A 15,024-nucleotide genomic window follows, 5' to 3' on the forward strand; every position below is an offset into this window, starting at 1 on the left:
TTAACAAGTTTGTTCGTGAATCAAGTTCAGCATGGCGGACATGTGGCCGCGTGCCTTTTGATACCGCTGGTATAACGCGTAATTTGAATCGTAGTTGGGATTCCCGGAAGGCCCAACGAATGGGTGCCACAAGTGAACCATTTCTCCGTCCAGTCGAACATGTTGGCCAATCAGCGTATCCAGCGCGTACGCAAATGCTTCATCCTCCCCGCCCCAGCCGATAAACCGTTCATCATAACCTCTTACCGTTTCATATGCCTCGCGGCCAAGCACATTAAACCCTCCTACAAAAGAAGATGCCTGTTCTGCTGGCATGTCAATCTTTATAGACAAGGGCCATTCGCTTGCTTGCTGCAGCACAAGCCCGGTAATATCCTCGGATAAACGCAGAATTCGGCTGAAGGGGATTACCCACTGTCTGCTGTTCACGAGCGCGATGGATTCCTTCAATAGATACGGGTCATAAGCGATATCACTGTCTGCAATGACAATAATTTCTTTGGTAGCCTGAGTGTAGGCTCGATTGATGGCTTTGGATCTGCTGAAGGGCTCCTCGGTCCCGGATATTTCGCCTATGCATAACTCGATTTCCGGCATGGACTTCGCATAGTAGCCTAACACCCATTCCAATGCACAATCTCTGGGTCCGTTACCATCCGATTGATACGGAATCAGTACCGATACGCGGTCAAACACATCCTTCCCTCCTTACTCCTAGGCGCTTCCTATTTCTTTAAATTGAATAATACGGATAACCAGAGCGGGATCACTTGATCCATGGTCCAAAATGATTCAATGTGACGTCTGCACTTCTGCCCCATACCAGCCAGCTCGTGCTTCTGTCCGATCCACTGATGGATCGAAGCAATAAAATCTTCCGGGTTGTCGCTATCCAGTATCAACCCATACGCATCCGGATGAGCCGCGGCCTTTATGTTGCCCACATGAGTGCCTAGAACAGGCACTCCACATGCATAGGCCTCCAGCGCGGGTGCTCCGCTCCCCTCATTGGCTGCTGTGATCAGCAGCAGATCCAGCTGTTGATAGAATCTCGGCATCTCTTCATATGCATACGCTCCGGCTGTTTCCACGAACCTGATCCGTTCATCATTCCGGAAGTGCTCTCGGATGTGTTTATATAATGTATGATAATTTTTGGAACGTTTGGCAGGATCCCCGGCCCAGCCAACCACCAAGTGAGCACGGCCCTCGCGGGGCGTATCTAACGGTCGAAATAATCGGTGATCCACAAAATGCCCGATATACTGCACGTCTGCCTGCGGAGCAGTCACTTGCAAAGCGCGGCTCAGCCGCTCATTCATCGCGCCTATGACTCCAACTCGGGGTATGACTAACCTGAGGAATTCCGGATCGGGGATGAGCTCATTATTCGTCCATTCGCGATATGTCTCGTAATTCTGACTGAAGTAATAATAGGAGACTGCGGCAGAGGCATCAATACGAATATGCTTGAATATACAATAGGCAGCGATGCCCAGACACATCGCACATGTTCGGTCATAAGCCTGATTAAGCTCTTCGCTGCTGTGCTGCTCCAAATACCGATCCAGATCCTGAATGGACATCAGGTATAGATCAGGATGATGACGCTGTATGACCTTTGCATGTTTCCCTAATATCCACCAGTCCACATCATAGATCAGCAGATGCCTTCCCATGAATCGCACACTCCTTTTTGCTCATAATAGATTATATTCGTCTTCGAGCCTCCAAGTTTGCTCCTTGGACATAAATGATGAATTGGTCCATATTTGCATGAAAAAAAGCCGCCCCTTGCAGATGATATTCTGCATGGTAACGGCTCTTTAGATGAAATGATGATCAAGCTGGATCAACTATCGACTAGACACTTTGATCCACGATATGCCTGTTCACTTCGTTAACGCTTAGTTGAATAAATCCCTTAAGCAAGCTCTGCAGCACTGCATAGACCAGCTCGGAATCCTGAAGCTCGTTCGCCTGAATCCGCCGCAAGCATTCCTGCACGCTCAGCCGGACCACGTCAATGTTCTCATATCCTTCGAGCTGTTGTTCAGCTTGTCTGATTCCGTCATCCGTATAATAGACATGCGCAATCTCATTGCATCTCCAGGATGCCGGGTACAGCCAGCCCAGATAAACAAGCTTGCCGCAAGTGCAGCCTGTTTCCTCCAGCAGCTCCCGGCGGGCTGCAGATTCCAGATCCTCCCCTTCATCAACGCCACCTCCAGGGAGCTGAATAACATCTTCATCCACGGCAGCGCGATATTGGCGGATCAGCAAAAACTCCTCACCTTGCTTAGCCAGAACAACAACGGATTGATGATGTTCCTTGGTATAATAGATTTTACCTGACGCTTCCTCGTAAATCGATATCCCATGATGACGAATCAACAATTTCGTTTTTCCCATGACGGTAGAATCCCCTTTTCAACCCTATGTATTTCGAGCTTCGAATTCTTCTCTCAGGAGGGAGAACAGATAAGAATCGTGGTATCCGCCTTTAAACCATAAGTGCTGCCGCAGATGCCCTTCCTGCTTCATTCCAATGCTGCGCATCACACCTGCTGACCCGACATTGCCGGGCCGGCACGTAGCAAATATCCGGTTCACGCCCAGCTCTTTGAAGCCGAACTCGGACATGGCTCTTGCAGCTTCCGTAGCATATCCCTGACGCCAGTAATGAGAATTCAAGCAGTATCCAAGCTCCGCATTCGTCTTGGAACGATGAAGACCCACACCGCCGATTAATCGGCCGTTTTCCTTCAGTACGATCGCTAACTCATAGCTGTCCCTGGGGTTCTGCTTCATCATCTGAAAAATCTCTTTCAAATAATTCGATGTATCCTCTTCCGTGTTCGGTCCCCACATCGTGTATTCAGTCACCAACGGATCTGAAGCATATGCGTGGATGCTTGCCCAATCCTCTTCCTGAAAATCCCGGATCATTAGTCTTTTCGACTCCATCTGCATATGGACGCACTCCTTGAAAACGGCTATCATTTCATGCCGCTACAGAAATTTTACTAATTATACCACATGGCTTTGAAGGTTACGTTATAAAAAAGAAGCCTGGGCATGCTATTCGCCCAAGCTTCTTGCAACACGTAATGTCAGGATATACCATCCAGTTTTTCCTGGCTGCCGTGCGTATTGAATTTATGAAGATAACGGGAAAGCACGCCATGTTTTGGAGAGAACAGGAAGCTGATGAGAAATACGATTCCGGTTGCAAAAGCCATCGATCCTGAGATCGAGGTGTCCAGCCATACCGCGATATAGTAACCCGTGAATGCGGAGATCACGCCGAACGCTCCGCTTAACACCAGCATAATCGAGAGTTTATCCGTCCACAGATAAGCAGCCGCTGCAGGTGTTATCAGCATGGCCACCACCATGATTGCCCCCACGGCATCAAACGCGGCAACGGTTGTGATCGATACCAGCGACATGAATACATAATGCATCAACACCACGGGAATTCCGATGCTGGCGGCCAGAGCCGGGTCAAAGGATGTGATTTTCCATTCCTTGTAGAACGTCAAAATCACAATAACAACGACAAGTAATACGGCACCCAGCATAAAGGTTGCTTTCGGGACCTCACCTAACAACGGAACATGCATCAAATCCCATGGCACAAATGTAATTTCCCCCATGAGAGCATGCTTTGTATCCAGATGGGCATTGCCTACTTGGGTTGCAATCAGAATCACACCAATCGCAAACAGGGTAGTAAATACAACACCGATAGATGCATCCTGCTGGACGCCCCGGGAATTAAACCATTGAACGAGCACTGCGGTAAGCAATCCCGCCACAATAGCACCGATTAACATATGAGGACCACTTAGTTCCCTTGTGATGAGGAAAGCTGTTACGATTCCAAGCAGCACCGTATGGCTGATCGCATCTGCCATCATCGCCATTCTGCGCAGAATGAGGAACACCCCAACGATCCCGCAAGACAAACCGACAAGTGAGGCGGTCAATAATATCCATCCTGTATACGTCATTGATGGCTCCCCCTCTCCGACAGCTGTGGTTTTATAACGGCTTGATTGCTGGATTCGATATGCTCCTTTTTCTGGGAGCGCAGCTGCATCGCCTGGATAAGGAGTCCCTTCTCTGCACCAAATACGAGTGAAATGGTAAATAACACAGAGGAAGCGACTACGATGAATGGCCCTGTTGGCCATCCTTTTCCGAGTGTGCTGATCAACGTGCCGATAAATCCGGAGCCGCCGCCAAATACAGCAGACAGGATGACCATCGTTCTAAACGATTGTGTCCAGTATCTTGCACTGACTGCAGGGATGATCAGCATCGCTGCCATGAGAATGACGCCAACGGCCTGGATGCCGATGACAATCACGAGAACCAGCACCCCCATGTAAAGACTGTTCATCAGTCGGCTGTTCAGCCCCAAACCACGGGCAAAATCGGGATCGAACAGGAACAGTTTCCATTCCTTAAAACCGATCGACACAACCAGGATAACCAATACAGCCAGAATTAGCATCGTAAAGACATCCTTGCGCACCATGGACGCTGCCTGACCAAAAATAAAGTTATCAAGGCCACTTTGATTCCCGCCAGCCGTACGGTTAACAATCGTGAGCAGCATAATGCCTAAACCGAAAAATACGGATAAAATCATGCCCATTGCCGTATCTTCCTTAATGCGGCTGGAGGAACGAATCCACTGGATCATCCATGCCCCGATCAATGCGCTCACGGCTGCTCCGAGAATCATGACCAGCAGGTTCTTGCTCCCCGTCAATGCAAAAGCGATCACGACACCAGGCAGAGCCGCATGCGACAACGCATCACTCATGAGACTTTGACGCTTCCAATAAGCCAGACAGCCGATCATACCTGCTGCCATGCCTAATATCAATGTGCTTAACAGCACCCATTGCGTGTTCGGTGATAGTAGTGAGTTCAGCACAGGTTACGCCTCCTTCATCCAGCGAAGCGTACCGCCATATGCGCGGTATACATGCTCCTTCGTGAATGCTTCTTCCGTCTTGCCGTGCGCGATGACCGTACGGTTCAGGAGCAGAACATGGTCAAAATAATCCTCAACCGTTTGCAGATCGTGATGGACAACCATAACAGTTTTACCTGCCGTTTTGAGATCCTTCAGCGTGGTCATGATGGCTCTCTCGGTTGCTGCATCAACACCTGCAAGCGGCTCATCCATGAAGTATAGATCGGCATCCTGTACAAGCGCCCGGGCGAGAAACACCCGCTGCTGCTGTCCACCGGAGAGCTGGCTGATCTGTCGGCCGGCAAAATCGGCCATGCCCATCTGCTCAAGGGACGCCATTGCTTTCTCTTTATGGCTCTTGTTGGGACGTTTCAGCCATCCCACGCGGCCGTATAAACCCATCATGACAACATCCAGTGCGTCTGTTGGAAAATCCCAATCCACGGACCCGCGCTGCGGCACGTAGCCAACGCGGGTTTTGGTCTTGCTTAAGCTCGAACCGAAGAAGGAAACATCGCCAGATAGCTTCGGGTGAAGCTCCAGCATGACCTTTAACAGTGTCGATTTACCGGCACCATTCGGTCCGACGATACTGGTTAGAGAACCTTGCTCCACTTCAAAGGACACATCGTGAAGCACTTTATTTTTTCTGTAGGATGCATTGAGGCCTTGAACTTGGAGTACAGACATTTTATTCACCACTTCCTGTTAGTGCATGGTAAATCGTTTCGACGTTATGGCGGTACATTCCGATATAAGTTCCTTCCGTTGTTCCTGCTTCACCCATTGCATCGGAGAACAACTCGCCACCAAGCTTTAGATTAAGGCCATTCTTGGCGGCACCTTCGATGACGGCATTGATGGAAGCAGGATTGACACTGCTCTCAACGAATACGGCAGGGACTTTGTGCTGAAGCAAAATATCTATCGTTCCATTGATATCCGAGAGGCCGATTTCATCCTCCGTACTAAGACCCTGCAGGCCCACCACCTCCAGCCCATACATGCGGCCGAAGTATCCAAAGGCATCATGCGCGGTAACCATGATCCGCTGCTCTTCAGGAACCTGACTCAATTTATCCTTGGCTTCTGCTTGTAATTCGTCTAATTGCGCAAAATACTTCTGCTTGTTCTCTTCAAAATACGCCGCATCATCCGGTGACAGAGACTTCAGCTTCTCTACGGCAGAATCCAGGGAGGTTTTCCACAAATCGATATCAAACCACACATGGGGGTCTGTAGCCTGTGTATCATCCTGCAGCAGCTGATCCTTCGGAATGGCGTCAGCAATGGCCAGTACAGGTTTATTCTTGCCGATCTGCTCGAAAATTTCCGTCATATTTCCTTCCAGATGCAGCCCGCTGTAGAATATGACATCCCCGCTGTCCAGTTTCTTGATATCACCTTGAGTTGCGTTATATAAATGCGGATCAACGCCTGGTCCCATCAAGCTGAGTACCTCCACGCGGTCTCCCCCGATAACGGAGATCGGTTCCGCAATCTGTCCAATGGTTGTGACTACACGAATTTTCTTATCGGGCTGCTCGCCTGCCGCACCCTCCTGATCAACTTCCCCCGTTGCGCATGCAGATAATACCAGCAGCAAACTCAGTATGGCAGCCCCTATCAATATCCTGGTTCTTCTAGTCCCCTTGTTCTTCATCTTCTTCTCCTCCACTCCAATAAATGATGAGTTCGCTCAATTCATTCAGATAAAATGTATAATCCCCTAAAACTCGTCCTGCCATTTGCCAATTATTTTGCTCTTGTGCAACTTTAATTCCCATGTACAAAAAATAATCCATCTATAGGCTTTTGTCAATGCAAATTTTATACTTTTTTGGTTCTCACCCTTCCTCTTCTTTTAGGAAAAGCTTGTTTTCATTAGTTTAATCGATGATTTACAGCTTGTTTTTTCATATGCGCAAAATATTTAGCTCTATATAAATATTTTAATATGATTGAAATGAAATCAGCTCCGCGACCGCAAAAAGACGACTTCTCATGAAGAGAAATCGTCTTTTTGATAATCCTGATTCAGATCTAGCTTAATATTCCACACCGCGCACTTTAGAATAGATCTTCAAGTGAGAAAATCCGCCGGAATCATTAGGTTTCACATTACGCAATACACCTTCCAATGTGAAACCGCAGTTCTCCGCGACTCTGACACTTCATTCATGTCTGGAAAAGACAACAAGATCGGATTTTTTCCCATTGGTGTTTCCATTCCCATTCAATCCTTCTCCTTGTTTAGCCACAGACTATCCAAAAAAACGGATATGTGCGAGTTTGGTTCTTATTCGGTCGATTGTTTTCTTAGCAGGGCTTCGATGATCGGGTAAAAGATCCACACGCGCCAAAGCGCCAATTGTCTCCACCACTGCATCAATCGTTAAATGGTCGGTATCAATATGATGGCGGAACACTTCACTTGAGAAACCGTCGATGCAGCGATCGATTTGCTGTGCAGCCCATGAGTTTGGACCTTCCCCTCTGCTTCGCAAACGTCGGAGGAGTATTTCCTTGGATGCGCACAGTGTAAAGTGCTGCACTGCAACCCCATCGCGTCTTAAATGACCGACAATTTCATTGAAATAATCAGCATTTGTTATCGTCATCGGTGCAATGATTAATTGATTGGATTCCTGATCCAGATACTTAAACATGGAGTAGTTGAATTCCCTCCACATGGGATAGTGCTGGAAATCACCACGTTTGACATCGGCTGGTAGATTGTCCCGAATGAAGTAACCGGCATTCTCAGGATCATACACATACGAATTCGGAATTCTTCGGTGAAGCTCGTACGCTGCCTGGGTCTTACCGGAACCAAATGCTCCGTTAACCCATATAATCATCGGTGAATCCTCCCTTCTAAGCAGGGTTATGCGCAAGGATTCTGACATCCCTTAGTACCGGAATCATACATCTTTAAGGAGGCAATTACTCTTTTTTAAGAAAATCCGGTCTTCGGCTCAACGTCTTCCCGTGGTCACGGACAAAACCATATTGCTCATAGAGACCATGGGCATCTTGTGTTGACAAGATTCCAAATAAATTGCGGTAAGTTTCATGGGTGGTAATCGTTTCGATTAATTTCTTACCCACACCCAGTCCGCGGCAGGCAGTATCCACAAACACATCACATAACCAATATACCGTGGCACCATCGGTAACGACTCGGGCAAAGCCGATCTGATGATCGTTATAATAAGCCCCAAAGCATGTAGAACCTTCAAGCGACTTCTGGATTTTCTCCTCTGACCGTTCCTTAGCCCAGTAGCTCTGGCGCAGAAAGTGCACAATTGCCTCAACATCCAACAGTGCGGGGTCACTGCTAATCAAGACCTGTTTTATGTCGATGTCCTTCATCGATCCGTTAACTCTTTTTCCCCGAGCCAAAAGCGATAACATAGTTGTCCGGATCTTTAATCGCAAAATCCTTCCATACGCCCCAATCCGCCTCCATTAATACCGGCTCCTGTACCACTTCTGCCCCTTTGGAGGTCAACTCTTCATACAATTCATCAAGTTCATGATGTGTATCCACATATGCATAGGTATCCCATGGCGTCTGTTGATCCTTGCCTGCTTGGTTTGGCGTTACGTCTGTAGCAGAATTCGCCTGAAGCAATTTGAAGCCGAGCGCAAAATCATCCCGCACAGCCCAGACGTCGTTCACGTCACATCCAAGCACCTCTTCGTAAAATAACTTGGAACGGGTAAGGTCTGATACTAAACGAACTTGAACCGAGAATTGAATTTTGCTCATTAGATCATCTCCAGCTATATTTTTCTTCCATAATACAACCGTCCAGTTCGCTTAACAAGAACTTTCCGTAAGTGGGAGCGTCCCGCCCTTCAACCTATCCAGACCGGCAGATGAATGGAACTTATGCAATCGGAGTTCCGTTGGGGAGGTCGAAATCCGGCTTCAGGAGCACAACATCCCCCTGCTCCGGAACTCCGCCGATGACGAGAACCTCAGAATCATAGCCCGCGATCCGCCTAGGTGGGAAATTCACGATTGCTACCACTTGTTGTCCTACGATCGAATTCTCATCATACCGCTTCGTAATCTGCGCACTGGTTCGTTTAATCCCAAGCGGCCCGAAATCGATCTTCATCTTAATAGCCGGAACACGGGCTTTAGGGAAGGGTTCTGCCTCTATAACCGTTCCGACTCGAATGTCCAATTGGGTGAAATCCTCAATAGTTGCCATAAACGATATCTCCTTAGTGAGTAATGAAGCATGTAATGTACACTCCACAACACGAAATTTTTTATGAAACATCTTATCATTGGGGTACGTGGCACTTCAAGGGAGAGATCCGTTAAATAGGTTTTGTCCCTGATAAATCAAACAAGAGACCACCTCAGGCGCTCATTATGATTTATGACTTCATGCTGGAATTCTTACTAAATTATACCTTAAAACCATCCGCGAAGAGCATAGTCATCGCAATCATATCCGCATAATTTTACCTGTATGTACAAAACCTAGGAACAAATAAACGTGAGTCCCTGACTCACCTCACAGGAGATGGAATTATGCAGGGTTGGCATAAAATTAAAAAATACCTCGTAGCTGACCTGTCTCAGACCCAAAATCCAAATGCTCCATTCGCATTGAGACCTTTAAAAAATGATGAAGATGCCGGATTGTTGAATGGACAAGAACCTGCCAGCATGCCACAAATCAAGCCTTTGCTTGGGGATAATGGTCCCCTCGCGATGACGTCGACATTAGAGCAGAATATCAATTGGCTCAAGGGGCATTTCTCATATCCTCAGAACAGCGGATTGGTCTTTCGTCCTTTTGTCATCGAACAAACAGGGGCGGTGGTTCAGGGCATGATTGTCCACTTGGAGAGTCAGGTGGATTCGCAGCATCTCAACCAATTCGTCATTCATCCCTTGATCAATGCCAAGCTGACGGAGGATCAGCCTTTAAGCGTGGATACTTTGAAAACTCATATTGTCACAGACTGTCATTTAACATCAACCTCTTATTTCGGGGAAATCGTCCATGAGATTCTGAACAGTTCCGCCGCTATTATCATCGATGGGTTAGATACTGCGATTCTGGCTGATGTCAAAGGCGGTGAGAAAAGAGGTCTTGAAAGTCCAAAAACGGAAAATGTAGTGCGCGGTCCACAGGTAGGCTTCACTGAAGATATGCAAACCAATTTGTCTTTGCTCAGAGGACGTCTTAGCACTTCCGATCTGATCGTTGAATCCGGTGTTGTAGGCACGGTCTCCCAAACAGCCGTTTCTATTGTGTATCTGAAATCTATCACGAATGCCGAACTGGTCAACGAAGTTCGCCGGCGTATAGCCGCAGTTCGGATCGACTACATCGGGGATAGCGGAATGCTAGAACAATTGATTGAGGATAAGCCCTATTCCATATACCCGGGGATGCTTAGTACAGAGCGTCCGGATCATACGGCAGCTCAAATTGCGGATGGCTATGTTGCAATTCTGGTTAACAACTCGCCCTTCGCTCTCATCGTACCGACACAATTCCCGCTGTTCCTGCAAACCGCCGAAGACAGATATCTTCGTTGGCAATACAGTTCCTTCCTGCGAATCATACGGGCGATTGGATTTCTCATGTCCCTTTATTTACCAGCGGTTTACGTGGCGATTGCTAACTTCCATCATGAGATGATACCGACTACTCTCGTTCTTGCCATTGCGGGGACACGCGAATCGATTCCGCTTCCCGTGGCGGCAGAAGCATTTCTTCTGGAATCCATGTTTGAGCTGATCCGGGAAGCAGGCGTCCGCATTCCGAGTGTCATCGGTCCCACAATCGGTATTGTCGGCGCTCTTATCCTGGGACAAGCCGCTGTCCAAGCCAATATTGTAAGTCCGATCATGGTTATCGTGACAGCCGCCACGGCGCTCGCATCTTATACCATTCCTAATTACAATATGCAATTCACAACGCGAATCCTCCGTTTCGTTTATTTGGCATTCGCATCTTTTATGGGATTAATCGGCATCGTCTTGCTCTCCATCATTCTCTGGACAAGCTGGATGTCTGTGAACCGATTCGGCGTACCGAGTCTGGCACCCCTTACTCCTCACCCTAAAAATGAAAATACACTGCTTCGCGGCCCCCTGCAGAAACCGCTCGCGCGGCCCTTCTCTGTGCGCCCGCAACGATCAAAGAAAAAGCCGAATGGACAAGACGGTGCTCCCGAGCAAGGGGGAGAAAACTAATGTACCAGCATCATATCGGAATAAGGGAAGCCGCATCCATTGGGATCATTTTCATCATCACCAAGATATTCCTTCCTTTTCAGAGATCACTGGCGGAAGCAGGAGGTACGGCAGGATGGATGATAGCCATTATCGCCGCCATCTTCTGTCCGTTGACGTGGTGGGCGATCCGCGGTGTTCTCCGGAATGCGAAGCAAGGCTCCACGCTGATCGAAGCTACGGAAGAAATATGGGGCCCCTGGGTGGGGACCTTTTTGAATCTCGCTTACTTTTGCTTTTTCTTTGCGATAACCTTTCTCGTGCTGCGTGAATTTTCGGAGCTTCTATCCTCCGATATTTTACCGCGTACGCCGATGAATATGATTCTGATCTTTCTGATCGTTCCGATCGCCTTTGTAGCGTACTGCGGAATCGAGTCATTGGGCCGAATCTGCTGGCTTACCATTGGTTTGATTATCGGAAGTGTGCTGATTGTGCTGATTGGTGGTCTGCTGACACACGCAGAGCCCAGTGCGCTGTCCCCTTTTTGGGGAACGGGGAAATCCAGGATCATCATGAGCGGGATTGCCAAAAGCTCACTGTTCTCGGAGATGCTGGTCTTTGGTTTCCTGCTGCCCCGAATGCGCAAATCCCGGGAATGGGGACGTGCGGTCTGGTGGTGCATCGCAATCTCATCCATCACCCTATTCAGCACCACTATTGTCTATCTTTATGTATTCCCGTATCCAACCGCCATTCGATTAAACGTTCCGATGTTCGAAGTCAGCCGACTGATTATATTCGGCAGGTGGATTCAACGCCTGGAGAGTCTGTTTCTGATTGCCTGGCTGATTAGCGCAGCCCTTAAACTGGCCATAGGATTATATTGCACCGCGGCCACCATGTCTCAGATTCTGCGATTACCCAGGGTCCAAACCCTCATCTTTCCACTTACACTGCTTGTTTATGGATTTGCGTTGCTCCCGAACAATGAAATGACAGCCGTGTCATGGGATGGCGGGTTTTTGCGTACCTATGGATCTATCTTCTCCATAGCTCTACCCATGTTGACCTGGTTCGCCGGAATCATGAGGCACAGAATGAGGAGACGAACTGCATGAAACTTATGAGACGGATCATTCATTGCCTTCTCATCCCTGCGATATGTATTCCCATGCTGACGGGTTGCTGGGATCGGCTGGATCCAGAGAACATGGCCTTTATTATGGCAATTGGAGTGGACACCGGCCCGAAAAATGACTATATCTATACATTTGCCGTCGCCATGCCGAAAGCCAGCAGCGGAGCAACTGCTTCAAGCGTAAGTGGATCGGATCAGAGCAGCAATAAGGTCGTCACAATCTTCTCTGAGGAAGGAGCCAATTTGTCTGCTGCCCTGCTAACAAGTCAAAGTTTTGTCGCCAGACGACTAACCTTGATCCACTCCAAAGCCCTTGTCCTAGGGGAAGAGCTTGCGCGTCAAGGCATCCTTCCTGTTGTTGGCGAGGTTGTTCGGAATACGGAGTTTAGGCGGAACGTTAACATCCTGACAACGAAGGGTCGTGCCCAGGAATATATGCATTACATTAAACCCAAGATGGAAAATGACATTAATCTATGGTTCGAACTGGAATTAGACCCTCACAATATAGGGGCAATTACACCCAAGCAGGCACGATTTCATGATTTTATATTGGACATGGAACAGCCGGGTAACGGCGCAACGTCCATTTTAACGGCTGCGCGGCCTGATATCGACAAGGGCAGTGAGAACTTGCATGATGGTGAATCTGCCAACAATTCAAATACAAGCCAGCCACTGGTTAGTGAGCATAAAGCGGGAGATTTACCAAGAGCTGGAGAAGTTCCTATCGATTTTTTTGGCACCGCAGTGTACAAGGGGCAGAAATTACGGGGATTCCTTAACGGTATGGAGACCAAAACACTGAATATGCTGCGCGGCCAGTTCGAGAAAACCGTATGGGAATTTCGCGACCCTTCCGATCCGAAGCTGAACATCAGTATCAACATGGGCACACTCACCAATAAAGTCATGCATGCACAACGTTTCGATGATCATATTCAGATCATCTTCAATATTACGATGGAAGGTGATCTGTTAGGTTCGGTTTCCGATGTTGATTATACCCAGTCGGAAAATACGAAGAAGCTGGAAACATCCATCGAGGAGCAATTAAAGGAAAGAGCTTCTAAACTGCTAAATAAAATGCTGTATAAATGGGAAGTCGATTGCTTCCACATCGGGAATCAGATTCGCGGCAGCTTTCCCACTCTTCAGGATTGGTACGCCTACAAATGGAGAGATCACATCCACACGGCCAAATACGACCTTAATATCCAATTCAAGATGAGAACGTTCGGAGACCAAGTCGGTCCCGTCATTGAAGGAGACCAGATGACAGAATGATGCTTCAGATTGCCAAGCTTACTTTGGTCGGAATCTTTTCCTTGTGGGCAGCCTTCTATGTTGGAAGTCTGACCCCTCAGCTATGGCGTCAAAAAAATTACCGCGGAGCCATCGGTGCTGCGGTTCTTGCGGGTATGACCATGGTCGTGCCAGTCCTGTTTACGCTGCTGAATGAATACTAGTCCATCCCTGAAATCAAGCGGAGCAGAGATTTATCTCCGCTTCTTAAAGTCGGAGACCTCCCTCGTCAGGCTTCATTTGCTGCTTAATTCTTCCTGTTTATGTTATCATTACTACCGAGGATGCTTTAAAGCGCAGCTGTATGCAGTTCCTCGTAAAGCGAATTCAAAGGTTTCATTAATTGATGACAAGGGAGAAGATGCACTATGGCACAAAATGAAACTCAGCGACCGTCTCGTGTGGTTATTATCGGGACAGGAGCGGTTGGAGCAACGACTGCGTATACCTTGTTCTTACGAGAGAGAGTATCTGAGCTGGTGTTGATCGATGCGAATCACGATAAAGCGCTTGGTGAAGCCTTGGATATGAACCATGGTCTCCCCTTTGCAGGAGGAGTTAAGCTGTGGGCTGGAGATTACAGCGATTGCAAGGATGCAGATATCATTGTCATTGCAGCAGGCTCCAACCAAAGACCCGGCGAGACACGGATTGATCTGCTGAAGCGAAATACGGCCATATTTGACGATATTATTCAGAACATCGTGAAGTACAATGACCACGGCATCATTCTTGTAGCTACCAACCCGGTGGATATTCTGTCTTACGTTACTTTGAAAAAGAGCGGTTTCCCTGTAAATCGGGTTATCGGTTCGGGTACGCTTCTGGATAGCGCCAGATTCCGCTATTTGATCGGACAGAACAAAGGAATTAATCCGCGCAGCATTCACGCCCATATTGTCGGAGAACATGGCGATTCCGAGCTGCCGCTGTGGAGCATTGCCAACATAGCCGGTATCGGCATTGATTTGTCAGATGATGAAAGAGATGATATTTTTGACCGGACCAAGAATGCTGCCTATGAAATCATCAATGCAAAAGGCTCTACCTCTTATGCAATCGCGTTAGCGCTTGACCGGATCATCGTCTCCATACTGCAAAATGAAGGGTCGGTGCTTAATGTGTCGACACTGCTCACCGATTATCACGGCGTGTCTGACGTATACCTGGGCGTGCCTTGTGTGGTTGACCGCACAGGGGTAAGGGAAATTCTCAATCTTGAGTTCAATGACGAGGAGCTCACCCAATTTCACGCTTCCGCTAATAAGCTAAAGGAACAGATCTCCAAAATCTTTGAATAACGCCCAAGGCTTAGCGGATCCGTGATCCGTAAAGCCTTTTTTTCGTCCAGCACAGGGATAATATCATGGT

At 48.0% G+C, this 15,024-nt stretch carries 18 protein-coding genes; 5 read left to right on the forward strand and 13 right to left on the reverse strand.

Translation table 11 applies throughout. From position 1 onward, the window contains the following. From WDY75_RS16605 to csaA, 13 genes are all read right to left on the reverse strand, one after another. Positions 1–696 carry a galactosyltransferase-related protein gene (locus WDY75_RS16605; RefSeq protein ID WP_006210732.1) on the reverse strand — a complete coding sequence of 232 codons (696 nt, stop codon included), beginning with the start codon at positions 694–696 and terminating at the stop codon, positions 1–3. A 29-nt stretch (positions 697–725) separates the two neighbouring features. Then, positions 726–1,679: a glycosyltransferase family 4 protein gene (locus tag WDY75_RS16610; RefSeq protein ID WP_063479515.1), complete on the reverse strand. Its 954-nt coding sequence runs from the start codon at positions 1,677–1,679 to the stop codon at positions 726–728. A gap of 184 nt (positions 1,680–1,863) precedes the next feature. Then, positions 1,864–2,412 carry an NUDIX hydrolase gene (locus WDY75_RS16615; protein ID WP_063479514.1) on the reverse strand — a complete coding sequence of 183 codons (549 nt, stop codon included), beginning with the start codon at positions 2,410–2,412 and terminating at the stop codon, positions 1,864–1,866. 24 nt (positions 2,413–2,436) lie between these two features. Then, positions 2,437–2,973, reverse strand: coding sequence for a GNAT family N-acetyltransferase (locus WDY75_RS16620; RefSeq protein WP_063479513.1), 537 nt, complete (start codon positions 2,971–2,973; stop codon positions 2,437–2,439). A 140-nt stretch (positions 2,974–3,113) separates the two neighbouring features. Then, positions 3,114–4,016: a metal ABC transporter permease gene (locus WDY75_RS16625; RefSeq protein ID WP_063479512.1), complete on the reverse strand. Its 903-nt coding sequence runs from the start codon at positions 4,014–4,016 to the stop codon at positions 3,114–3,116. Continuing rightward, positions 4,013–4,951, reverse strand: coding sequence for a metal ABC transporter permease (locus WDY75_RS16630; RefSeq protein WP_006210737.1), 939 nt, complete (start codon positions 4,949–4,951; stop codon positions 4,013–4,015). Before WDY75_RS16630 ends, WDY75_RS16625 begins: the two co-directional genes overlap by 4 nt. 3 nt (positions 4,952–4,954) lie before the next feature. Continuing rightward, positions 4,955–5,683, reverse strand: a complete 729-nt coding sequence (locus WDY75_RS16635; RefSeq protein ID WP_063479511.1) for a metal ABC transporter ATP-binding protein — start codon at positions 5,681–5,683, stop codon at positions 4,955–4,957. Between the two features lies 1 nt (position 5,684). Continuing rightward, entirely contained in the window at positions 5,685–6,656 is a 972-nt protein-coding gene (locus tag WDY75_RS16640; protein ID WP_040680720.1) for a metal ABC transporter solute-binding protein, Zn/Mn family, read from the reverse strand. Next, positions 6,637–6,780, reverse strand: a complete 144-nt coding sequence (locus tag WDY75_RS16645; RefSeq protein WP_156515066.1) for a hypothetical protein — start codon at positions 6,778–6,780, stop codon at positions 6,637–6,639. The genes WDY75_RS16640 and WDY75_RS16645 overlap by 20 nt, the downstream gene beginning before the upstream one ends. A 477-nt stretch (positions 6,781–7,257) precedes the next feature. After that, positions 7,258–7,854, reverse strand: coding sequence for an AAA family ATPase (locus WDY75_RS16650; RefSeq protein WP_006210742.1), 597 nt, complete (start codon positions 7,852–7,854; stop codon positions 7,258–7,260). Positions 7,855–7,939: 85 nt separating this feature from the next. Continuing rightward, positions 7,940–8,368: a GNAT family N-acetyltransferase gene (locus WDY75_RS16655; RefSeq protein WP_063479510.1), complete on the reverse strand. Its 429-nt coding sequence runs from the start codon at positions 8,366–8,368 to the stop codon at positions 7,940–7,942. Positions 8,369–8,375: 7 nt separating this feature from the next. Further along, a complete protein-coding gene (locus tag WDY75_RS16660; RefSeq protein ID WP_006210745.1) occupies positions 8,376–8,768 on the reverse strand; it encodes a VOC family protein in 393 nt (130 codons plus the stop codon). A 121-nt stretch (positions 8,769–8,889) separates the two neighbouring features. Then, a complete protein-coding gene (gene csaA / locus WDY75_RS16665) occupies positions 8,890–9,219 on the reverse strand; it encodes a chaperone CsaA (protein WP_006210746.1) in 330 nt (109 codons plus the stop codon). Positions 9,220–9,548: 329 nt separating this feature from the next. On the opposite strand from csaA, the gene WDY75_RS16670 reads away from it, so the two are divergent. The 5 genes from WDY75_RS16670 to WDY75_RS16690 all read left to right on the forward strand — a co-directional run bounded on the left by WDY75_RS16670 (position 9,549) and on the right by WDY75_RS16690 (position 14,954). Further along, the gene (locus WDY75_RS16670; RefSeq protein ID WP_063479509.1) at positions 9,549–11,228 is read left to right on the forward strand and encodes a spore germination protein; all 1,680 of its coding nucleotides are present in this window, start codon (positions 9,549–9,551) and stop codon (positions 11,226–11,228) included. Further along, positions 11,228–12,328 (forward strand): GerAB/ArcD/ProY family transporter, encoded by a 1,101-nt coding sequence (locus tag WDY75_RS16675; protein ID WP_063479508.1) that lies wholly within the window; start codon positions 11,228–11,230, stop codon positions 12,326–12,328. The genes WDY75_RS16670 and WDY75_RS16675 overlap by 1 nt, the downstream gene beginning before the upstream one ends. Further along, a complete protein-coding gene (locus tag WDY75_RS16680) occupies positions 12,325–13,635 on the forward strand; it encodes a Ger(x)C family spore germination protein (RefSeq protein WP_063479507.1) in 1,311 nt (436 codons plus the stop codon). Before WDY75_RS16675 ends, WDY75_RS16680 begins: the two co-directional genes overlap by 4 nt. After that, positions 13,632–13,817 (forward strand): hypothetical protein, encoded by a 186-nt coding sequence (locus tag WDY75_RS16685; protein WP_006210750.1) that lies wholly within the window; start codon positions 13,632–13,634, stop codon positions 13,815–13,817. The genes WDY75_RS16680 and WDY75_RS16685 overlap by 4 nt, the downstream gene beginning before the upstream one ends. A 204-nt stretch (positions 13,818–14,021) precedes the next feature. Then, the gene (locus WDY75_RS16690; RefSeq protein WP_006210751.1) at positions 14,022–14,954 is read left to right on the forward strand and encodes an L-lactate dehydrogenase; all 933 of its coding nucleotides are present in this window, start codon (positions 14,022–14,024) and stop codon (positions 14,952–14,954) included. Positions 14,955–15,024: the final 70 nt, after the last annotated feature.

It is taken from the genome of Paenibacillus glucanolyticus (assembly GCF_037333485.1).
Classification (GTDB): domain Bacteria; phylum Bacillota; class Bacilli; order Paenibacillales; family Paenibacillaceae; genus Paenibacillus_AQ; species Paenibacillus_AQ glucanolyticus.